This is a genomic window from Nocardia sp. Marseille-Q1738 (genome assembly GCF_965283145.1).
The window spans coordinates 39,260-64,131 of the sequence record NZ_CBDIMS010000007.1 but is presented as its reverse complement, the minus strand read 5'-3'; the positions used below and the strand labels follow the sequence as shown (position 1 = coordinate 64,131).

Below are 24,872 nucleotides of genomic sequence, written 5' to 3'. Positions count from 1 at the left end.
TGAGGTAATCGCACATGGCTGAGCTGCCCGGATATCTGCGGTGGCTGGAATGGGTGGCCGGCTCCGACTGGCCCGCGGGTGACCCCGACGGCATGTGGGCCCTCGCCGGAGACTGGCGTACCGCCGCGGACGGTCTGCGCGACATCCTGGCCGACATCGACGCCGCCAAGAGCGCCACCCTGGCGGCGTATCCGGACGGCCGGGGCAGCGACGAGGCCATGAAGCTGTTCGACCAGCTGCGCAGCGGCGATCAGTCGCTGGCGAAGCTGGCCGAGGCGTTCGACAACGTCGGCGAGGGCGCCCATCAAGTGGGCACCGAGATCGAATACGCGCAGATCATGATGATCTCGTCGCTGGCGCTGCTCGCGGCGGAGATCGCCGCGGCCTGGATCTTCCCGCCGACCGCGCCCGCGGTGGAGGCGGCCGCGATCGGCTTCACACGCATCGGGATCAGGCTGCTGGCCCAGCGCGTGATGAACAAGATCATCCACTGGACCTCGCGATTCCTCGGCGAGAAGCTCGCCACCTTCCTGGTGCGCCACCTCGCCCTCGACACGATCATCGGCACCATGCAGGACCTGGGTATCCAGGCCTACCAGGTGAACGCGGGGCATCGGAACGCGATCAACTGGGAGCAGGTCGCGGTCACCACGGTGAGCTCGGCGGCCGGCGCGGGTGCGGCGAGCCCGTTCGGTGAATGGATCGGCAACAAGCTCGGCCAGGAGATGCGGCCCTGGTTGCGCGGTGCGATCACCGGCGCTTCCGCGGGCGGGGTGGGCGCGGTCGCGGGATTCGCCGCCAGCGTGGTCACCCAGTTCGGTATCGACTGGGCGCAGGACGGCTGGGACGCGGCGGTCGCGAACGCGAAGAACACCGAGTTCGACCCGCGGATGATCACGGCCGGTGTGTCCAATGGCGCGATGTCCGGAGCGAGCCGCGCGCAGGCGGATATGTTCTACCGCTCCCGGCATCCGGAGTGGTACACCCCGCCGCGGGGCAACGCCCCCATTCCGGAACCGCGAATCGGATTCCGGCCCGATGGTGCAGGTTTCGGTAATGATGGCGCGCTCACTCCCGCGGCCGGTAACGGAATCGCGCCTGGCGGGGAACCGGCGAACGGCGGACCCGCCGCGGGCAACGGCTCGGCGAACGGGAACGGGGCTGGTGATGCGAACGGCCGCGGGGCTGGTGACGCGACGGCAAATGGCCGGGGGGCTGGTGACGCGACGGCAAATGGCCGGGGGGCTGGCGACGCGACCGCGAACGGTCGCGGGGCTGGCGACGCGACCGCGAACGGTCGCAGTGTAGGCGATGCGGACGGTCGCGGGCCTGGTGACGCGACGGCCAATGGACGCGGGGCGGGCGATGCGAATGGGCATGTAGCCGGGGACAATTCCGTGGGCGATCGCAATGCCGCGAACGGCAGCTCCACGGGTGACGCCGCCACGAACGGTCGTGCCGCTGACGGGGACACAAGCGGGCAGACGGGTGACGGCACCGCGAATGGACGCGGAGCGGGCGACGGCACCGCCACCCACACGCGGGATGACGGGGACGGCACTCGTTCGGACGACCAGGCCGCGCCTGATCGTCTGGCCGCGGGTGACGTGCAGGCGCGCGGCGCCGACGATTCGGTGAGTCGATCGGAACCGGCGAGTTCCGACAACGCGGCGCGTCCTGTGGCTGACACCGACCGAGGCGCGAGCCAACCGAGCGCGCCGAAAGACACGAATATCACCGCGGCCCACCAGGATGCGGTTGCTCCCACGCGCAACCCGGAGACGACGACGGCGCACAGTCCCGAGCTCACCGGGACCCGCGCTGTCAACGGCATCGGCATCGACGGCACTGTGCCGCGGATGGACGCTATGGCCGCCGGTCCGCTCACTCCGCAGGGACCGGCCACCGCCGCGCCGCCATCGGCGCCCACTCAATCCACTGGACCCGCGGCAGCCACGGCCGGAACATCGAACAACCCGTCCGCCACCCCGACGCATGCGGCGTCCGATACGCGCACGAATACACCCACTACGAGTGAGCCGCGCACGCAAACCGGAGCCGGCGATCCGACGCGCAGGCCGGCAGGCGTGCCGGAAAGCCGCGCAGGTGCGGCGGAGCGCGCCGCCGGGCCCGCTGCCCGCGAAGGAGCGACACAGGCCAGAGTTGCCGACTCCGAGGCGCTCCGGACACGGTCCGCGGACGCCGTCGACGTCCCCGAAACCCGGGTGGACCCGGACCCGGATGTCTCGATTCCACCGGAGAGTCTGCTGGTCGCCCCGCCACTGCCTTCGGCGGACACGGTCGCGGGTCAGCCGTCACGTGGCGGGCCGCGGGTCGACCCCGGCAGCGACACGAACAGCGCCACCCGCGCGGAACCGGCCGGCACGGCCGAACGCGCTGTGCCGCAGGTCGATCCGGCCAACCGGGGAGAATGCGCCAGGTTGGCGCTCGACGAGATCCAGCAGGGCACCGGCAGCGACGTCATCCGTGTGCCGGAGGAGCCGGTGGGTCCCGCGGGCATGTCGCGGAGCGAAGTGGAGGACGCGGCAGGCGCTCCACTCCGCGACGTCCCGGAGGCGGAGCCCGGCCAACCGCCGCACCAGCCGATCGCCGACGCGCTGCTGGCGCGGAACGAGGAGGGCGCGCGCGCCCTGGTGGTGGACGAATACGCGGGCCCGACCGACGAGCACGGCGTCGGCGCGCACGCCTACGTGCTGACGGTGCGGCGGCATCCGCAGACCGGCGAGCTCTTCGTGGAGGTGTCCGATCCCGGCGCCGGCATCCGCGAGGGATTCCCGCCGCACGTACCGAAGGAACTGCGCCGCGTCTCCACGATCCTGTACGACGCGCAGGGCAATCCGCTGCATCCCGCTGGTTCCGATGCCGTGTGGTCCGGCGACCGGACGGGGGACCGGGACGAGCGCCGGGTCGGCGATTCGGAGGATCGGCGGGATCAGCAACCGGCGTCCCGCTCCGAACCAGAACCCGCGGCGGACGCCGCGCGGCCGGAGGGCGAGGCGGCACCGCAGAAGGTCCGCGCCGACGGAAGCGAGCCGGATCAGCCGCACCGGGATGGTTCGCAACGAGCAGATCAGAGCGACGACGATGCGGCGGTGCCCCGTCGTGCCGAGCCTCATCCGGAACCAACCGCGGAGAGACGACCGGACACCGCGGATTCCGGCCTGCCGCGTGATCTCGACAGTTCCACACCGCCGCGGCCGGACGATGACGCCGACTCGCGCACAGGTTCGCCGGACGCGGTACGTGCGCCGGAAGACCATGCGCCTCAGTCCGATTCGGACGCGCGTGTGCCCCGGGAGGAGTCTGGACTCGAACCGGATGCCGCCACACCTGAGGCGATCAGGCCGGATGCCGACCACGGCGCGGCTGACGACTCCGCTCCGCGCTGGATGAGCAGTCCGCCCGACGACGGCGTCGCACGGGTTTCGCAGGTGCTGGCGCAGACCGAGACCGGTCGGGCCGCCACCGCGATTCTGCGGGAAGCACGCGCGCGGGTGCGGCTCGGTGACCCGGGCGACGGACCCGAGCCGCCCGATTCGGTCAACGGGCGCACGATGGAGGTCTTCGTCGGAACCCGGGATCGGACCGAACTCGCGCAGGCTGCGGCGATCGTGCGAGCGGCCGCGCTCGTCGAGGCGGTGCTGACCGGGCAGGTCGAGGTCACGCCTTCCCGCATTCGCGATATGGACCGGGCGGATTACGTTGCTGCGCGGCAGCGTGCCGAGGCCGCCGCGCTGGGACGCCAGGCCGAGTTCAACCGGGAACTGCACGAAGCCGGATACGACCGCACCACCGAGACGCTTCGCGACGTCACCGACGCGGTCTATCAGCGGGAATTGGAGTCGGCCTACCTGGCTGCCGCCGATGCGGCGATTGCCGAAGCGCGGCAACGGAATCTCGACCCGGTCGCGCTGCGCCGGATCGGGCAGGAGGCCGGGATCGCGGAGCTCTTGTCGCGGGCCGACAGCGACCGCGCGGAGGAATACGGTCGCGAATGGGACGCGCAGCATCGCCGCGACATTCCCGAGGGAATGGACGAGTACGTCCCCTCGACCGAGGAGGCGGCGCGGCGGCTGGAGCGGCTCATGCGGGAGCAGGCCGCCGCCGGCCGGGAAGTGTTCCGGGTCGAAACGGACTGGCAACGCGTGTTCGAGCGGCTACAGGAGGGCTACCGCATCCCCGAAGGCGAACTCGGCCCCGACCGGCGCGCAGTGGTCGATCTGCTGCGCGAGCGGTCCAGGGACACCTTCGTCTGGAACTCCGAAGCCGATCTGCGCGTCCTGACCGACCTCACCGATCGGCACACTCGGGCCGTCGCCGAGCGCGCCCGGATCATCGACGCGATCTCCCTGGCGGTCACCGAGGATCTCGCCCGAACAGCGGATCAGCCGCCGGCCGGGCCGGTCCGCGTGCACGGGGACAACTCCGGTGTTCTGCACGTGTTCCACGACGGTGTCCATCCCGTGCGCCCGGATGGCGATCCGCCGCCGCCCGAGCCGAACCCGGCGGACGGGACGATCACCGACCTGGCCGACTCGACGATGGCGCGGGCCAGGGAGCTGCTCGCCGGAGGCGGGGCCGGCCGTTGGGCAGCGGACGTACTGGAACGCCACGGTGTGGACATTCGGTACAGCACCGAACCGGAGGCCCGCAGCCGCCGGCCCGACGAAGGCCGGGTCGAACTCGGCCGCGTGGCGGGCTACGACCCGGTCACGAACTCCGTCGTGCTGGACCACTCCGCCACCGCACGCCAGCACGCCGTGGCGTTGGTGCGCGCCGCCCGCCTGGCCGAATTGCATGCCGCCGGCGACAACCCGCTGGAGCGTCTCACCCTCACCCGCGACGAATACGTCGACCTCATGCTGCGCAGGCAGGCGGAGGCAGAAGCGCTGGCGAACGCCTTCAACTGGCGGCTGAACGAAACCAGTGACCTGATCGGATCGATGGCCGACCCCCTGTCGCGCAATCACATCCGTGCCTACGAGGAAGCCCTGGCACTCGCCGAGCAGGCGTATCGCAAGAACCCGAACGCCGATTGGTCGTTCTTCCAGGCGGCTGCCTACCGCGCCGCCGTCCGCGCGACGTACGCGCAGTTGACCGAGCTCGGGCCGTTGACCGACGGCCAGGACTACGCGCGGCGGTTCGCGGCGGAGTGGGATCGCGCGCACGGCATACCGCCCGGCGGCGACGCACCCCGCGTCGCCGAACCCGACACCCCAGCGATCCGGGACGCACGCAGCAGGCACTACGCACTGGAGATCGAGACCTTCCGCGCGCTGCGCGAGGCAGGCAGGTACGTCCCGGTCGGACCTGCCGAACGCGCCTACACCGACGCCTATGACAAGGCGTACCGGAAGGCGGCTCGGGCCGCGGCCCGCAATGCCGAGGCACCACCGCCCGAACGGGTCGCGCACGAGGCGGGACGCGCGGCGGTTCGCCGCTACCTGGACCGGGTCGGCGTGGAAGCGGCCGAGGTCGCGTTCGACGTCGTGCGCGCCGCCGACAGGGAATCCGACACCGGGCCGCACTGGGGCCGTCCCCGGACCGAGGACTCCGAGCCGGTCCCCGAGCTCGACGCGAATCCCGGTGACCACCCCGGCCTCGTCCGACAGGCTGTCGACGACCATCTGGACAGGCACCCGGACGGCGAGCGGCTCAGCGATCACGTCCTCCGTTATCCGGACGGCTCGCCGAAGTGGGACGGCCGTCCCCTGCTGGTCGTCATCGCCGCGGAGGGAACGCACGTCGACGCGTTGCGTGAACTGGCCGCGATGAGGCCGGAGTACGGCAACGTGCTCTGGGACGACAGCCACCGGCTCGAATACCGGACGGCGCGGACCGGCCCCGATGGCCAAGTCGAAACGCACCCGATGTCCCGGCAGGTCGCCGAGGGGCAGTACCGCATGCCCGAGCAGCGGGAGGCGATCGCGGAGCTGCTCTCCCAGTATCTGCGCTACCGCGCGGAGGGCCGGACCACGCTCGGGTTCGACGCGTGGTTGCGGCAGCTGGGGCCGGACGCGTTCTACACCAAAGAGGATCAGCAGCGGATACACGGCGACGAAGAAGTGGTTGGCCGACGTGTCGCGGGCATGCTGCGAAACGACTTCGTCACGGTGGGATTCCGCCTCGCCGCGGGCGATACGTCAGTGGGGCCTCCGCATCCCGCCGAGGTCGCGCACCGGTTGATGACAAGGCAGGTGCCGCTGCCGCCGCTCGATGTGCCCCGGACACCGCGGTCGGCACCGCAATTCGACATTCGAGCCGTCGATGTCGGCGGCGCGCACCTGTCGATCTGGCTGCAGAACGACGGCAATGGCGGGTGGTGGGTGCCGCCACCCAGCCCGGAGGGTGCCATCTCCGATGTGCTGGCCCGCCAGTTTCAAGGCCTCGCGGATTCCGATCCGCAGCGGCTCGCCGATCGGATCGGCCGGATGCTGCGCGACGGATCGGCCGACCTGAACGATCGCAGCGCGCCACGGGGCCTGCTCGGGCGGATCGCGGATCGGCTGTCGTTCGGGTCGCGGCCGGAAACCGGCGCCACGCCGCTCGGTGCAGCCGATCCGCGCGAACTGCCGCCCGACCGGGCACGATCCGAGGACGACCTGGACATCGCCGACGACCCGGAATCCTCCGGCCGCGACGGCGACGTGCTACACGAGGGAAACCTGCCCGAATCCGGAACGCCGTTGTATCGGGGCATTCCGCGCCTGCTCCCGGACGGGACGGTGAATCCGGCCTACCAACGCGCTCTTTCGGGCATCGCCCAACCGCGCGGGACGGCGGACCTCTCCGCCGAGGACCACATCACGCAGCTGGGCGCCGAGGACAGCGACTCCACCTCGTGGACCCGAAGCCGCAGCACCGCGGCCATTTTCGCGCACGGGGACGGCATCGTCCTGGAATGGCGGACGGGTGCGCCGCCGGAGGGCGCGTCCTGGCGATTCAAGCCGGTTTTCGACGTCGAGGGCGATCTGTCCCAGGTGCTGATCCAAGGCACCTTGACCGACGCCCGTGCAGTGCGGATCGTGGCGGAGGACGCCACTGGCACATCGCGCCCCGACACGCAATCCGTCGAATCGCCCGACCCGTCGGGCCAGGACGGACCCGCCCGACCCCACCCCGGTGACGCGACGCAGGACGGCCCCGCGGACCGTTCCGAACCAGCCGACCAGCAGGCGGCGCCGATCCAGGACGAATGGTCCCGGCTCGGCCCCGAGGAGGTCGGGCGTGAACTGGCGAACCGAACCGGGCTGGAGACCTTCGGTTTCGACCTGCCCGGCATCGAACCGGAAGCGGCGCGGGAGTACGCGCGGGCGGTGGTGGCGATGCGGGCCGCCTACCCGGACGTCGATCTGCGTGCGGTCGGTATCGGCGACCTGAACGGCTGGGTCGCGGGCCGTGCCTACTCCGCGATCGATCCGGCGACCGGCAGGCGTTTCACCGAGAAGATCGTGATCAGCACCAGGGACATGTCGGACGTCGCCGCGTTCCGGGCGCGGCTGGAGTCCAACGTCGCCAAGGGCCGCTTCGGCGACGGCGTGCTGCACCGCCCGATTTACAGCGTCTTCGTGCACGAATACGGTCACGCGATCGACGGCGAGGGCCAGCGCGGCGCCCGGGACGCCGCGGACGACGTGCTGCTGCAGCACTACATGACCACGCACGACCCCGCGACGGTCGCCGGGTACGAGCAGTGGCTGCGACAGCTCAGCGGCTACAGCTTCGACGACAACGGCCAGCTGCGCCCGCACGAGGCGCTGCCCGAGGCCTTCCGTGATGTCTACCTGAACGGCGACAACGCCAGTGAGCCCGCGCGGGTGCTCAACGACCTGCTGCTGCGGTCTGCCGGGCTCACCCCCGCCGATCCGGCCGGGTCGCCGGGCCGGACGGATGCCTTCGACACCGGCCGCCGCCTGGCACAGGACGATCCGGTACAGCGCGCAGCCGACCACGACCAGCTCGATTCCACGCCCGCCGATCACCCGTCCGAACCCGACGACGAATGGTCGCGGATGGACGCCGCCGAGATCCGGCAGACTCTCGAAGAGCGCCACGGCCTCGACGTGATCGGCTTCGATCGCGACACCGTCGACATCGCGGCGAAGCGGGAATTCGCGCGAGCAGTCGACGAGATGCTGACCAAGTATCCGGAGATCGACCTGCGCAGCCTGCGGATCGCCCCGATCGAAGGGCACACTCACGGGGGCGGAAGGATCTCCGGCCGCGCCGTCTGGGTGGTCGACCCGAACGACATCTACCGGTACCACACCGAATCGATCACGTTGAACGAAGACGTCGCGGGCGATCCGGAGGCGTTCCGCGAGACCAAGCGCCGCAGCGAACACTTCTTCTTCACCGTGCCGGGTGTTTCCGCGCGTCCGGTCTACACGACGATCCTGCACGAACTCGGCCACGCGCTCGACTACGCGGGCGGCATGCGAGCACGCAGCCGCGCCGAGGACGCGCTGCTGGAGCACTACGCCGCGACCCGCGCCCGGGTGGATCCCGACGAATACAGCGTGTGGCTGAATCAGCTCACCGGCTACAGCTTCAAGCGGGGCGATTTCTTCTCCCCGGAAGCGATGGCGGACGCGTTCCTCGATGTCGAGTTCAACGGCGACCGGGCAAGCGAACCGGCGCGGGTCCTGCACGACTTGCTGGTCCAGGAGGCGCGCACCGATCCGAATCGCGATGTGCCACGCGACCGGTCTTCCGACTCCGACGACATGGCGGTGGAACCACCCGAGCGGCAACCTGATCCGGTCGGCTGGCTGAGCAGGCCGCCGGACCAGGACGCGGCGCAGGTCTGGCAGGTACTCGACCAGACCGAGGTCGGCCGCGGGGCGGCGGCGACATTGCGGGAGGCCGGGGCGGCGGTTCGGTTCGGCGAATCCGGCGACGGCGCGGTGCGACCGGATTCGTTCAACGGCAGGACGATGGATGTCGTCGTCGGGACTCGGGACCGGAGCCAGTTGGCTCAGGCCGCAGCGGTGGTGCGGGCGGCGGTGCTGGCCGAGGCGGTGCTCGCCGGTCGAATCGAGGTGACACCGGCGGGGATCCGGGCAATGGATCGCGCGGATCATGTCGCGGCGTATCTGCGTGCGGAGGCTGCCGCGTTGGGTCGCGAGGCCGAGTTCAACCGGGAACTGCGCGCGGCGGGCTACGATCCGACACCCGGGCCATTGCATGACGTGACGGAAGTGGCGTACCGCCGGGCGCTGGAAACCACGTATCTCGATGCCTACGACGCGGCGGTCGCCGCTGCCCGCCGGCAAGATCCGAGCATCGACGCCGATCAGCTGCGGCGTATCGGTCGCGAAGCCGGTGTGGCGGACCTGCTGGCGAGCGAACTGTTCGATTCGCCGGACTACCCGGCCGCGGGGCACAGCCACCGCGATGTGGCGGGCCGGGAATGGGATGCCCAGCATCGCAGCACCGCGCCGGACGGCATGCACGAGCATGTCCCGTCGTCACCGGAATCTGCTCGGACGCTGCAGCAATTGGTGCGCGAGCACGCGGCTCTCCTGCGGGAGATGACGCGGATCGATGCCGAATGGGATCGACTCGTGCGGCGCCTGCAAGGTGCGTTCGGCGTTCCGGACGACCTGATCGGACCGGACCGGCAGGCCGTGCTCGACTTGCTGATGGATCGCTCCCGGTTCGTCGTCTTCAGGAACTCCGATGCCGATATGCGGTTGCTGGTCGATCTGGCCGAGCGGCATGCCCAGGCCGAAACCGAGCGCACCCGGATCATCGACGCGATCTCCACAGCCGTTCAGCGCGACACGCCCGCGCCGACCGGCACCGATGCCGCGCCGGTCGGACCTGTCCGGATCCACCTGGACGAATCCGGGGTCCTCTTCGTGTCTCGTGACGGTGCGGAGCCGGTGCGATCCGATGGACCGGACGACGTCGCGCCGCCACCCGAAGCGGATCTGCCGGGCAACCTGACGGCGGTCGCCGATCGAGCGGACGACGCGCTCACGCGGACCCGGGAACTGCTCGGTTCCAACGATTTCGGTCGCTGGGCAGCCGACGCGCTGGAGCGGCATGGGGTGCGCATCCGATACAGCACCGAGCCGGAGGCACGCGCCCGGCGAGACGACGGTGGCCGGTTCGAACTGGGCCGAGTCGCGGGCTACGACCCGGTCTCGAACACCGTGGTGCTGGACCTCTCCGACAATCCACGTCAGCAAGCGGTGGCCCTGGTCCGCGCGGCCGTACTGGCCGATCAGCTGAGCGTGACCGAGGGCCACCCGCTGGAGCGGTTCACCCTGTCGCGCGACGAATACGTGGTCCTGATGCTGGACCGCCAGGCCGAGGCACACGCCGCCGGGTTCGCCTTCAGCAGGCAGCTGCGGGATACGACCGGCGCCATCGGATCTCTGGCGGATCCGTTGGCGAGGGAGTATGTGGCCGCGCACGAGCGGGGGGTGGAGACGGCGAGCGACGTCTACCGCAGGCGGCGTTACGGCAATCGGTTCATCATCGCCGGGGAGTGGCTCAACGCGGCGGCGCACCGTGCCGGTGTCCGCGCGGTGCGCGCTCGCTTGAGCGATCTCGGCCCGCTCGTGGACGGCCTCGACTACGCCCAGCGGTACGGGACGGAGTGGGACCGGGCCCATGGCATCAGTCCGGGCACGGACGCCGTGACGTGGTCCGATGCGCCGCGGGCTCCGCGCGGCGACACCCCTGCGATGCGGGACCAGCGCAGCCGGGACTACGCGCTGGATATCGAGGCCTTCCGGATGCTGCGCGAGTCGGGCAGGTTCGTCCCGATCAGTCCCGCGGAACGTGTTTACGCCGATGCCTACGACAAGGCGTATCGCAAGGCGAGCCGGGCCGCCGCGCGTTCGGCCGACGCGCCGCCACCGGAACGGGTCGCCTACGAGGCCGGGCGTGCGGCGCTTCGGCGCCACATCGATAAGGTCGGCTTGGAGACGGCCGAGATCGCCTTCGATGTCGCGCGTTCGGTCGACAACGACGGCATCCGGTGGGCGAATCCCCGCCCGGAGCCGAACGTCTCGGACAGCGCCCCGATTCGCGAACCGGCCGACACGAGGTCCCAGTTGTCGGAGGCCGACGCCACCGACCTCGTTCGCCGTGCCGTCGAAGGGCAGCTGCGCCTCGAACCCGGCGGTGAGCCGCTGACCGACCACGTCTTGGCCTATCCGCGCCAGGAGGGTTGGGGCAGAGTACCCCGATTGGTCGTCGTGGCAGCCGAGGGACGGCACATGGACGCCTTGCGCGAGCTGGCGGCGAACCGGCCGGAGTACAGCACTGTGCTGTGGGACGGCACGCACTGGCTCGACTACCGGCAGGTGTCCCGCGGACCTGACGGTGAGCTCGTGACGGAGGCGATCGACGCGCGCGAGGCCGAGGGACCGCAGCGCCGTCCGGACCGGGACGAGGCGGTCTCGCACATGCTCGCGCATTACCTGCGCTACCGCGCCGAAGGCCTGACCTCCCTCGGCTATGACGCATGGCTCCAACAGCTCGACGGGGATGCCTTCTATACCAAGGCGGATGAGCGGGATGCCCGCCCGACATTGAAGTCCTGGCGCGCGGCGGGCAGGCTTCGCGAGAATTTCACCGCGGTCGGACATCGTGCGTTCCAGGCCGATCCGTCTCTCGGGCCACCGCATCCCGCGGAAGTCGCGCATCGGTTGTACACCCGTCAGCTGCCGCGGCAGATCGGCGGGGGGTCCGCGCAACGGTATGACACGCGGTTCAGGGTCGGCCACGTCAGGGTCCGCGGGGATTCCCTGCCGATCGAGCTCCTCAGCGACGGTAACGGCGGGTGGCGGGTGCCGCCGCCGATGGGTTCCGGCTCGATCTCCGATGTGCTGGCTCGTCACTTCCAGGGCTGGTCGGACCGAAGCCCGGAACGGCTCACGGACCGGATCGGCCGATTACTGCAAGATGGTTCGGCGGACCTGAGCGGTGCGCCGCGTGGTTTGCTCGGCCGGATCTCGGATCGGCTGCCGTTCGGATCACGCCAGGATGACGACGCCGGGTCGGCCCGGACGGAGGCGAAGCCTGCTTTGCCGGACAGGAACCCGGCCACCGAGGGGGAAACGAACCCGAACCGGCCGGATGAGATGGCGGTCGACGACGAGGGCACGGGCCATGTGCCGGACCGGACCGACGCACCTATCCGGGACGAGTGGTCGCGACTCGATCCGGAGCAGGTCGGCGAACGCCTGTCGGAGCTGACGGGTATGGAGACGTTCGGATTCGACCGGCCCGGCCTGGATCCGGAAGCCGTGCGCGAATACGCCAGGGCAGTCATGGATATGCGCACGGCTCATCCGGATGTCGATCTGCGCCGGGTCGGTATCGGGCCACTGCGCGGCTGGGTCGCGGGGCGGGCGTATTCGGCCATCGATCCGGCGACCGGCCGGACGTACACCGACTCGATCGTGCTCAGCGACCGGGATCTGTCCGACCCCGGCGCGTTCCGGGATCGCTTGCAACGCAACGTAGGCCGCGGTCGCTTCGACCCTAGTGTCCTCGACCGCCCGATCTACAGCGTGTTCGTGCACGAGTACGGGCACGCGATGGATCACGCGGGCGATCGGGCGGTCCACGACGTGGTCGATGACGCGCTGCTGCGGCACTACACCACGAACCACGATCCGGCGACGGTCGAGGGTTACCAGGCGTGGTTGCGCCGGCTCAGCGGCTACAGCTTCGACCAGCACGGTGTCCTCGACCCGAAGGAGGCGGTGCCCGAGGCATTCCGTGATGTGGTGCTGCGCGGCGCGAACGCCAGCGAGCCCGCCCGGCTGATCTACGACCTGGTGCGCCGCGCCGCGGGCTTGCCGCCGGATGGTCTCGGTATCGCCCCGCGGCCGGATTCCGCTGACCCGGGCGGCATTCAGGAACCACCGCAGGCAGGTGACGACGGTCCACACCGCGACGACGCCCTCGACACGCCCGACGAGCAGCCCGTATTCGACGACGAATGGTCGCGGATGGACGCCGCCGAGATCCAGCGAACGCTGGAACAGCGGCATGGGCTTCAGGTCATCGGGTTCGACAATCCCAGAGTCGATGTCGACGTCCTCAGAGAATTCGCCAGGGCGATCGATGAACGCCTGATCCGCTTCCCACAGATCCACCTGGACAGCGTGCGGGTCGAGCCGCTGGAGGACGGAATCTTCGCGAAGACCGTCTCGATCCACCGGCCGGCCGACGGTCGACCGCCGTATGCCGAGTCCATCATCCTCAATGAAACACTCGCGACGGATCCGGCGAAGCTGCGCCGTTCCGTCGCGCTCAATGTCGAAGACGGGCGGTTCAATCCGGCCTACAACCGCAGGCCCGTCTACAGCATCATCGTCCACGAGGTCGGCCACGCCATGGACACCTCGGGTTCGCCGCTGACCCGATTCCGCGTCGACTCGGAGCTGGTGCGGCGTTACACCGCGACGCACGAGAACCCGACGCCCGAGGGCTACGACGAGTGGCTGCGCCAGATGCCGAGGCTGTGCTTCGACGCGCGCGACGCCCTCTACAACTCGGAGGCATTGCCCGAAGGATTCGCCGACGTAGAACTGAACGGCGACAACGCTTCCGAGCCCGCGAAGGTCCTCAATGCCGCGTTGTTACGCGCGCTGGAGGAGCACGGGACACCGCGCCACGGAACCGGGACCCCACGCACCGACTCCGACGACATGGCTGTCCCGCCGGACGACTCTCCGCCACCCGAACCGAGGGACGCGCGGCCGGACCCTGCTTCCGATGACGCGGCCGAGCCGGTAGCGGAGGCTGGTGGCGGATCGAAGAAGCCCCCCGAGGAGCCGCAGGCGCCTCCCGCATCCGAACCCGACGAGCCCGACGGCGGACAGCCCGGCTCGCCACATGAGGAGGCGGTTCGCGCTCATGCCGATGCCGTCGCCCGGCGCGATGAGCTGGCCGCGCGGATCAGGGAACTCGCCGATGCCCTCCTGACCTCGGTGGACCCAGAGGACCTTGCCCCCGAACGGATTCGAGCGACCGTTGCCGACTTGTCCAGCAGGAAACTACTGCCGGAAGGCGACGACGCCCTGGTGGCGGAACTCCGCATGCTCGTCCCGGAATTCGAGCGCGCGGCCGCCGAGGTGGGCGAACTCGCGGCACGGATCGGCCTGATCGAGGAATACGACGGGTTGCTCCGGCAGCGCCAGGACCTCGTTCGCGAACGTGAGTTCGTCCGTGCCAAGGCCAACGAACGCGCGGCCAACCTCGGCGTGGACGATTCCACCGAATGGGTGCGCCGGGACGCGGATTCGCGGGACGAGGCGATCCAGGCGCTGCACGCGGGCGCGCGCACCGACGTCGTCGAGGTGAGCGGCGGTCTCGAAGAAGCCGACCGGCAGGTGCGCAAGCCGGTGACGCCCGAGGAGCGGGAACGGCGCACCGAGGCCCTGCGCAAACTGCTGGCCGCGACCGAGGAGTTCACCACCCTCGACGAGCGGATCCGCCGCGTGGACCAGCGCCTCACCGAGCTGGAGGAGGCGGGCGTCGCGCGGCACCGCCCACCGTCCGACGAGGCCGCCGCCGAATTGGACCGCATGGCGCGGGAGCGGGCCGAAGAGCTGCGGCGGATCAAACCGCGGCGTGGCATGCGCGACGACCTCGCCGTCCGGCTCGGGGTGGTCGACGATTCGGGCCGCCCCGACGAGGCCGCGCTGGGCCCGGACCGGCTGCGCGACACGATCGACGAACTGCACGCGCAGGTGCGGGACGAACTCCGCGACGGCACGCTGCACGTCGACGAACTGCCCGCCCGGCTGCTCCAGATCGAGGGGGTGGCCGATGCCGCGGACGATGTGAACCAGGCGCACAACCGGATCGGCCGGTTGCAGGACGAGATGGCGCGGGCCGCCGGTGTGTGGCGGCGACTCGTCGAGGCCGAGGGCGGGCGGATGGTGACCGACCGGGTCGGCATCGTGGAAGGCGAGCGGCCGCGGATCATCGTGCTCGGTCCCCGCAGCGATCCGGTAGCGCCGCGCGCGGATCACGATCGCGCCCTCGCCGACGCGCTACGTCGCGACGCCGCGGTTGCCCAGGCTTTCGTGCGCGAGGAAACGACGGTCGAATACCGGCAGGTGCTGGCCGACCGTGAGGGCAACGCACGGACGGCGGACATGGCGCCGCCGGAGGTGGAACATCTCAGCAGCGGCTGGCACGACGGCAGACGGCTGCACATGACCGCCTGGCGAGACGCCGAAGGCAACCTGCACCCGGTCGACCCGACCCGCCCCACCTGGACGACCAACCGGGACGGCGGCACCCTGCCGAAGAAGTACAAGACGAAGGACCTGCCGGACGGCGTGAGCGGGTGGGCGATGGAGGACGTCGTCAACGACATCACGCTGCCCACCGATGACATACCGCCGGGTCAGATCCCGGAAAGCTCGCTGCCGGTGCACATGCCGCAGGCTCCGGCGCAGTACGACACCTCCGATGTGCCGCCGGGGATGAGCGTATTCGCACAGCATTGGGGCGCCGACTCCTACAACATCGTGCGCCTGATCCTGATGGCGGCGTTGGTGCCGAACCACCCCGCGGTGAAGGCATGGATCCAGCGTCATCCGGAGATCGGCGAGTGGGTGCAGGCCCGGCCCTGGCTGCAGAAGATTCCGCCGTTCGGCACGGTATTCCGCGACTACGAGTGGTTCGCGCCGCCGGAGCGCAATATCCAGCCGATGCATCGGCCGTGGGATCCGGCCGAGCACGGCAACCCCGCCGATCGCGTGGAGATCCCGGAATCCCTTCAGCGCGAATGGGATGCGGACGTAGCCAACTGGCGTCGCGTGCAGGAATGGGCCGACAGCGAACACGACCGGTTCCTGGCCGACGGCACCGACGTGGACCGGATAGCCGAGGGGCTGGAGGCGCATCGGCGGGCACGGCAGCACGCGGCCGCGCGTGACGTGGTCGACGTCGTCCGAGACGAACTGGTCACCGGGGATCGCGGCGTCAACCCGCTGCTCGACGTCGACGCCCAGCTGTTGCACATGCAGGATGCCATCGATCGGGTTGCCGGGCAGCTGGCCGACCGCTTCGCCTCCGACGACCCGGACGCGGTGCGCGACACCATCGAGGACATTCGCGAACTGCTGTACTTCGGCACCGATCCCGACGCCATCGCGGCCGTCCTCGCCGAGCACATGCGCGACGACGTCCCGGTGTTCACGCGCGACCAGCTCGAGCAGATCAAGAACCACCTCATGGTGGACGAGCATCGGGTGCGCGATTACACCGACCCCAACGGCGCGTACGTGCGCCGGCCGATGGACCGGCTCGCCGATGTTGCCGAGGCGTGGAATCGCCTCATGGCGGGCGAGCCGCTGCCGCAAGACCTGGTGCTGCTGCAAGACGCCTTGGCCGAGTCGGAGTTCCTGCGCGCCAACCCGAGTGCGGGCTGGCGCGAGGCGAATATGCACGCCATCGGCCTCGGGTACCACTGGGACGCGGCCCGGCCGCCGCTCACCGGATGGCGCGCGGGCATTCCGTACGCCGTTCACCCGGTCGCGCCGAATCCCGCCTGGCTGCCGCCCACCTCGGGAACGGACGGCCCCGAACTGCCGCCGCCCGACGGACCGCGACCTGCCGCACTTCCACCGCCACCGGACACACCGAGTTCCGGCGGGACCAGACGTCCGGAACCCGCCGATCCGAATGCGGCCGAATCGCCGGACCCGGCGACGGGTCGACGCGAGACTGCGCCGCACGAACCCCCGGCGATTCGTCCGGACCAGGCGCCCGAGTCCGCGACCGGCGAGACCGAGCCGGGTGTGCTGCCCGAGTCTTCGACCAGTCGTCGGGATGACGCGTCCGAGGACCTGGCGCGTTCGGCGGGCCAGCCGGGTGATGTGCGCGTGTGGCCGCCGGAGTCGCGGCGAACTCCGGTACAGCCGGAAGCCACGGATGCGCCCGCCCCTTCGTCCGGGCGGCTGACCGGGCCGGATGAACCGCCTCAGTCCGCGACCGGTCGTCGGGAGGATGTGTCCGGCGACCCGGAGCGTGCGAGCGGTGAGTCCGGGAAGGCGCGGGTGCCGTCGCCGGAACCCGGCGAGACGCAGGAGCCGTCGGGTTCCGTTGAGGGCCCTGAGGCGAACGCGGGTGGTGGAGCGCAGAAGCCGCCCGGCGGGCCGCCGACGCCAGCGCCCCCGCCCGAGGATGGACCGTCGGGACCCGAGTTGCCCGGTGAACCCTCGGACTGGTTCCTCCGCATGCAGATCGAGCAAGCCGAATGGAACGCCAGGATGGCGGCCGAGCACGCGGCGTGGCTGCACGAGATGGCCGAGCAGCCGTTGCCGCCGGACGCGACGATCGTCGACGAGATGCGGCAGTTCGCCGCCCGCATGCGCGCGGAGAATGCCGATATGGCGGCTCGCGTGGCGCAGCAGCGGGTGCAGGAGCTGCGTGATCTCGCCGCCGCGCGACGGACCGCCGAGCCCGAACCAGGGGTCTCCGAGGCGGAATCGTCCGCCGGCCGTCCGGACGGCTCGTCGCGGGCCGACGAGGGTTCGGACCTCCCGATCCGTCCGGACAGCCCGGACGACTGGTTCGAGCGGATGCGTGTCGAGCAGGCCGAATGGGAAGCGCGCATGGACGCCGAGCGCGCCGAGTGGCTGCGCGGTCTGTCCGACCGCGATCCGGAGGACAGCTGGGCGCGTTTGCAGGCCGAACAGGCCGAGTGGGAGGCCCGCATGGGCGCCGAGCGCGCCGCCTGGCTGCGGGATATGGCGGGTCTACCGGAATCCTCGGGCGCGGAACCCGCCGAACGACGCGGCGCCACAACGGAACCCGGCCCGCAGAGGGCGCCGGAACCCGCTCCTGGGGACAATGAAGGCCCCACCGAGCCGCCCGGCTCCGGACGACCCGGTGAACCGGTCGCGCCGCGCGCGGATTCCTCTGAGAGCGAGGGCGCGACACCCGCGGAATCGCCCACGACCGCGCAACCTGCGCCGGACCCCGCTTGGAACGCCGAGGAACCTTCCGCGCGGCAGCGGGATTCGGCGTCTCGGGACAATGGCGAGCCCGGTGACGTCCGGGTGTGGCCGCCCGAGGGCGCGGAGCAGAAGGCGGAGCCGGAGCCGCATGGTGCGGGCGGATCGCAGCATCCACCGCATGAGCCGCCGAGCGCGGCGCAGCCCGAGCCCGGTGAGCCCGATCCGAGTGGATGGCGGCCGGACGGACCGGCGCGCTCGCACCAACCCGTCACGCCGGAACTGCGCAACGCGCTGCCACAGCTGCAGCAGCGGATTGCCGACGCCGCGGCCGCCCGAGCGGCGGTTGATCGAAGCATCACCGAACGCGCGCGTCTGCTCGGTTTGCATCCGGAAGGGATGACGCCGCACGAGATCTCGCGTGCTGTCGACACGCTGATGCAGGCGGAGATCGGGCGCGCGGAGGCCCTGCGCAACCGCGAGCACGTGCCGCGCGAGGAGATGGTGCAGTACTTCGACGATCTTCGCGCGGCCGAGCGGCGCGTCGCCGATCTCACGTCTGCCGTCCGCGCCATCCGATCGGACCTGAACAGGCTCCACCAAGCGGTCGCCGAGGAGAACAACGCCAGGACCGAGGCCGGGATCCTCGCCGCTCGCGACGTGCTCGCCGCCGAGGGCGCGCGGCTGGTCGCCGAGGGCGTCGGTGTGCTGCCGGACGGGCAGCGGGTGGTGGTGGCGTCGCCGTTGGCCGAGCCGGATCCAGTGCTGGCGCCGGAGACCAGGCGGCAACTGGCCGATCAGGGTGTGCGCGTCGACTTCCGCCTCGTCACGGTGGACGAGAACGGCGTACACGTCACCACGATCCGGCCGCCCGAGGAGGGGGGATCGCCCGCGCGGCCCGCACCCGACACGCCCGGTTCCGGCCCCGCACAGGGCGAGTCGCGTGCGCCCCGGCCGCAGTCCGGACAGCCGCGCACCGCGGGTGAGCCCGGCGGCGAACAGCAACGTGCCGCAACCGAAGATCAGCGGCCGACCGAAACGGATCGCTCGCCCGCAGGTCAGCCCTCCGCGCCGGAAGACACCCGCACCGATCAGATCACGCCCGAGGCGCGGGCCGAACTCGAACGCCTGCGTGCCGAGCGTGCGGAAGCGGTGGCGCGCAGCGAGGAACTGCGCGCCCTGCGTGATCAGCGCGCCGAACTGTTGCCGGTCGACCCCGGGACCGACCTCACCCCCGAGCGGCTCGACGCGACGTTGGCGGAACTGCGCGGCAAGACGATGCGGGTCGACGATATGACGCGCAGGCACGCGGCCATCGATGCCCTGGAAGACGCGGCCAGGGCGTGCAACGAGGCGGACGAGCGCGTCGCCGCGCTGGACGAGCAGATCGAGGCGGCGTATCTGGCGGGAACACCCGACGGCGTCTACCACGCGTTGCTGCGTGAGCGTGCCGCCTTGGCTTCGGAACGCGAGTTCTGGCGGGCGAAGCGCGATGACCGGTTCTCTCGATTCGACACCCCCGGCCGCACGATCCACGACCCGGACGAGGCGCTGAACCAGGACAACTTGACCGCGATGATCGAGGAGCTGACCGCGGACCTGGTCGGCGTCCGGGACGTCGCCGGTTTCGGTGACGAAACCGACACGCAGATTCCGGAAGTGGTCGGCGAGGCGGAGCGCGCGCAACGCTTGGCGGCGATCTTCAAACTCCAGGACGCCGCGGAGCGGTTCAACGAGGCGGACCAGCGGCTGGCGGAACTGGATCAGCGCATCGCGCGACTGGAAGCGGCCGGCGCGGGTCCGCATCGGCCTCCGGACCCGGAGACCGTGGCCGAGCTGGAACGACTGATCGCCGAACGCGCCGAGATCAAGAACGCCAAGGACAAGTTCGCCGACCCGGACGCCGCTCTCGCGGAACTGGATCGACGCATCGACGCCCTGCGTGCCGACCTCGCGCGGCAACAGCCGTTGCCGTCCGCGGAGGTCGCCGCCGAACTCGACCGGCTCGGACGCGAACGCGCCGACCTGGTGCTCGGCATCAAACCGTGGCGGGTGATGCGCGACGACATCGCCGCCCGCCTGCGCGTCGATCCGGACCGGCTGGGCCCGCATGACCTGGCCGACACGCTCGACGAGGTGGCCGGTCGCACCATTCGCGCCGATGAGGTGGCCGAACGGGCCAGGAACCTGGAGTTGCTGCGCGAGGCGGCCGAACGGGTCAACCGGGCCGAGAACGAGATCGGCAGGCTCCAGGACCGCATCGCCGAGCTGGGCGGCGCCTTCCGGGACGTCTTGGCCGAGGCGGGCGCGCGCCGCATCACCGATCGCGTCGGCATCGTCGACGGAGAGCGGCCGCGCATCATCGTTGTCGGCCCGCGTGGCGCGCTGGACAGTCCGCGCGCCGATCACGACGCGGCGCTGCACGACGCGTTGCAGCGCGACGCCGGGCTCGCGCAGGCGTTCACCCGGCCGGAGACGACCATCGAATACCGGCAGATCATCGCCGACCGCGAAGGGGACCGGCACACCGAGGATCTGGCGCCGCCGCGCCGGGAATTCGTCACCTCGCGGTGGCGCGACGGCGACCCCGGCATCCACCTGACCCGCTGGCAGGACGCCGAGGGCGAATGGCATCCGGTGAACCCGGACCGGCCCGGCTGGGAGCAGCGCGGGCATTCGGGGACCGTGCCGAAGAAGTTTTCCCCGCGCGATCTGCCCGAGGGCGTCAGCGGGTGGGCGGTCGATCCGTTCCAGGCAGCCATGGTCGATCCGTTCGTCGACAATGGGCCCGGCATCAACGCGGACTTGCTGCCGGTCATTCCGGGTGGCAAGCCGCTCGACCCGGGCATGCCAACCTATGAGCTGCCATTCGCCGACGTCTTCTACAACACGATGCGGATCATCCTGGAGTCGGCGAAGCTGTCCGGGTTCACCTGGTTCAGCGACAAGGACCATCCCGGACGGATCCGCCCTGGCTTCAAGGGCCATCCGTGGTTCCGGGCGCCGCGCCCCGACGTGCAACCGATGGCGCGGGAGTGGGACGTCCGCGATGAGGTGCCCGACCGCGGCGACCTCACCGAGCCGTTCCTGCGCAAACAGCGCGAGGCGCAGCAGAACTGGGCGCGGGTGCAGGAGTGGGCCGATGGCGAGTACCAGCATTTCCGAACCGACGACAGCGACATCGACACGATCACCGACAACCTCGCCGCGCACCGCGAGGCCGACCGGACCGCGCGCGCACGGGATCTCATCGCCCAGATCGCACATCAGCTCGCGACCCGAGGCGAGGTCGACGTCGACGGGCTCGCGGAAGGCTTGGCCGGTCAGTTGCGCGACGAACAGCCTGGCGACGCGATGCAATTGGTCACCGACATCAGGGACGTGTTGCGCGAGGCCACCGGCGTGGCCGACCTCGCGGATCTCGCCCGGCCGGTGGCCGATCAGCTCGCCGACAGCACGCCGGAGTTCATCCGCGACGAGATCGAGCGGATCAAGAACCACCTGATGCGCGACGAGCACCTGGTGCGCGACCCGCGCGACGGCGTGCTGATCCGCCGTCCGCTGGACGCGGTGGCCGACGTCGCCGAGGCATGGAACCGGCTCATCGCGGGTGAGCCACTGCCGCAGGACATCTTGATGCTGCAGGACGGCTTGGCCGAGTCGAACTACCTGCGCGCCAACCCGACCGCCACCTGGCGCGACGCCAACCAGCACGTCATCATGATCGGCCTGGACTGGAACGCCAACCGCCCACCGCTGACCGGCTGGCGCGCCGGAATCCCCTACGCGCCCGCGCCGCTCACACCGGACCGTCAACTCCCGCCCCGCGCGGACGCACCGGAGCTCCCGCCCGGCCCAGAGCCCCGTCCTGACACTCCGCCGAGCGCGCTTCCTCCCGCAGAAGATGGGGCGTCGCGTGCGGACCAACGCCCCGAACCCTCACGTTCGGCAATGCCGGACGAGGATTCGGCCCCTGATGGTTCCACGGAGCCGCCCCCGCACCGGTCATCCGAAGACGCTGCCACACAACAGACTTCGTCCCCCGACCGTGCCGCTGCGGATCCGCCGCGCAGCGAGTCACCGGACGACGCCGTTACCGCGCCGCTCCCGCGTCCGAACGCCACTCCGGAAGCGGACACGGCACCAGCCGAAGGGATTCCGCGGCCGGAGGACGACACGTCTACGCACCCCGTCGCGCGCGCCGATCAACCGGCCGAGCAGATGCCGCCGCCCGACCCGACCGGCGGTGTTGCCGACCAGCCGGAGGGCGTGCCGGAGCGTTCGGTGGAGTCGCGCCGTATGCCATCGGACGCGGGGACTGAGCACGGTGTCGCGCAGCCCACGGGTTCGGTGGTCGAGCCGGGTGGTTCCGGCAGGCGTGCCGACGGCATCCAGGGCGCGGATATCACAGGCGCCGAGGCTATTTCGCGGCCCGCGGAGGACGAAGGAGCTACGGAGGCGGCCCGGCGCGCTGGCGAACCGGTCGAGCAGGTGGCGCCGCCCGAGGGAACGCAGGGCGCCGCCGACCGGTCGCGGCATGCGCCGGAGGAATCCGTGCGCCCGCACCGTCCCGCCGACTCCGAGACCGACCGCGGCGATAGCGAACCGGAAGAAGGCGGTGCGGGCACGGTCGCGCCGTATGGTCCGCAACCGCATCGGCCGGGCTCGGGCACCACCGCCGAACCGCCGGTGCGGCAGGATGACACGCCTGTCGCCGGTGACGAACGCAGCTCGTCCGATGGTGTCGGTCTTGCGGGGGAGGACTCCGAGAGCGGTTCTTCCGAGCGGGGTGGGCCCGAGATCGAGCTCTCGGAAGGAGAATCGGCTTCGGATCGGGACGACTCGGCCGACCCATCCGACGAAGGAAGCGCCCGCCGCGACGAGCCGCAGACCGACGAGGAAGACACCGAGCCCACGGAGGAGTCAGACGCGCAGTCGTCGGAGAGCCCCGAGACGGGCGCACGCTCCGAGCGCGGCGGTACGCCCAACCCGCCAGACGGGCCCACTGGTGAGAACGGCGACGGCAGCGCGGAACCACCAGGCTCGCAGCCGAACCCGCAGGGCACTCCGGGCCGTTCCTACCTGCCCGGTTCGTCGTTGCGATCGCACATTCCGCACCTACCGAAGCGCTACGACTTCGACATGCCGGATCCACTGCACATCCCGGTGCAGGACCTGCCACCCTTGCTTCCACAGCCACAGCCACAGCCACAGCCACAGCCACAGCCACAGCCACAGCCACAGCCACAGCCACAGCCACAGCCACAGCCACAGCCACAGCCACAGCCACAGCCACCGCCACAGCCACAGCCACCGCCACAGCCACAGCCACAGCCACAGCCACAGCCACAGCCACAGCCACAGCCGCCGGAGCAGCCGGAGTTGCCGGAACCGCCGGGCCTGCCGGAGCGTCCGGAGTTGCCGCAGCCACCGGGGTTGCCGGAGCGTCCGGAGTTGCCGGAACCACCAGGCTTGCCGGAGCGTCCGGAGTTGCCGCAGCCACCGGGGTTGCCGGAGCGTCCGGAGTTGCCGGAACCGCCGGGGTTGCCGGAGCGTCCGGAGTTGCCGCAGCCACCGGGGTTGCCGGAGCGTCCGGAGTTGCCGGAACCGCCGGGGTTGCCGGAGCGTCCGGAGTTGCCGGAACCACCAGGCCTGCCGGAACTTCCGGAGCTGCCCGAGCACCCGGATACGCCGGACAAGCCGCGACTGCCGGATCTGCCGGGTGCGCCGCAGCTTCCACATCTACCCGGGTTGCCGGACCTGCCCGAGACTCCGGGTATTCCCCAACTGCCGGAGCTTCCGCATGCGCCGGAGGTACCGCGCCCGCCGGGGTTGCCGCATGCTCCGAACCAGCCACCGGCACCAGGATCGGCGGACGCCCCGGAACTTCCGCATGGGCCGGACCTGCCCGACCTCTCGGGGCACGCGAGTGCGCCGGATGCGCCGTTCTCGCTGTACGTGCCCGAGTCACTGCGGCTTCCGCACGTGCCGGACCTCCCGACGGCTCCGCAGTCACCTGCTCCGCCGCACGCGTTCCCGCCAGAGGCCTCGTCCTCCCATAATGGCTCCACGGCATCGAGCGAATCGGCCGGATCGAACGGCGCAGGGCCCGGCTCCACGAATTTCTCCGGGGCACCGACCTATTCGGGCACGCCGGTGGTGCCCACCTGGCCGGATACCTTGGGCCCGCACGATCCCGCACCGCTCCCGAACGACACTTCCGGAAACAACGGCGGTTCGCCATCCACGCACACCGCACCGGACCCGGCGCGCGAATCGGCAGGCCTTCAGGAGTATTCGGCCCCAAGAGTGGACCAGCACACCCCGCGGCCGGACATCGGCGCACCCAACCCCGCGACGCCAGCGCCCCACCAGCCCGGACAACCCGGTGCGCCGGGCATGCCCGCCATGCCGCCGATGGCCTCGCCCTCGTCCGGTTCCGCCCCGTCGCGCGCGTTCCCGCGTGCGTCGTACGGCAACGGGCGAGACAACGGCGGTAATGGCGGGCCTGCTACCAGCAGCGGGATTCTGGTTCGCGCGCATGCCGGGTTCGGTGAAGTCTCCGACTTCGACCCCGTGTCCGGAGCCCTCCGCGGCGTCGCGCTCGGCGTGGGGCCGGTCGGCGGGGTCTACGGAGACCTCGGGCCGACACCAATGGTCTTCTACCGGGACGGCGCCCGCCTGCTTCTTCGCGCGGGCGAGCGGGTGATCGATCTGGAAGACCGGCAGGTGGCCGCGCAGTGGCACCAGGTGGACAACCGCACCACGCGGTTGGTGCTGACCGTGGCGGACCGGGTGGTGTGCGATGTGCACTATCCCGCGGTGCCGCCCGACTTCGACCTCGGTTTGCTGATCCGCGACGTGCTCGCCGACCCGGTCCGGCGCACCCGCATCTTCGCCGGATGA

1 protein-coding gene is annotated in these 24,872 nt (G+C 70.8%); it reads left to right on the top strand.

Going from position 1 to position 24,872, the window contains the following annotated elements; all coding sequences use genetic code 11:
* The first annotated feature begins 14 nt into the window (after nucleotides 1-14).
* Complete coding sequence (locus ACWPXK_RS23690) at nucleotides 15-24,872, top strand: WXG100-like domain-containing protein (protein WP_454198383.1); 24,858 nt, start codon at nucleotides 15-17, stop codon at nucleotides 24,870-24,872.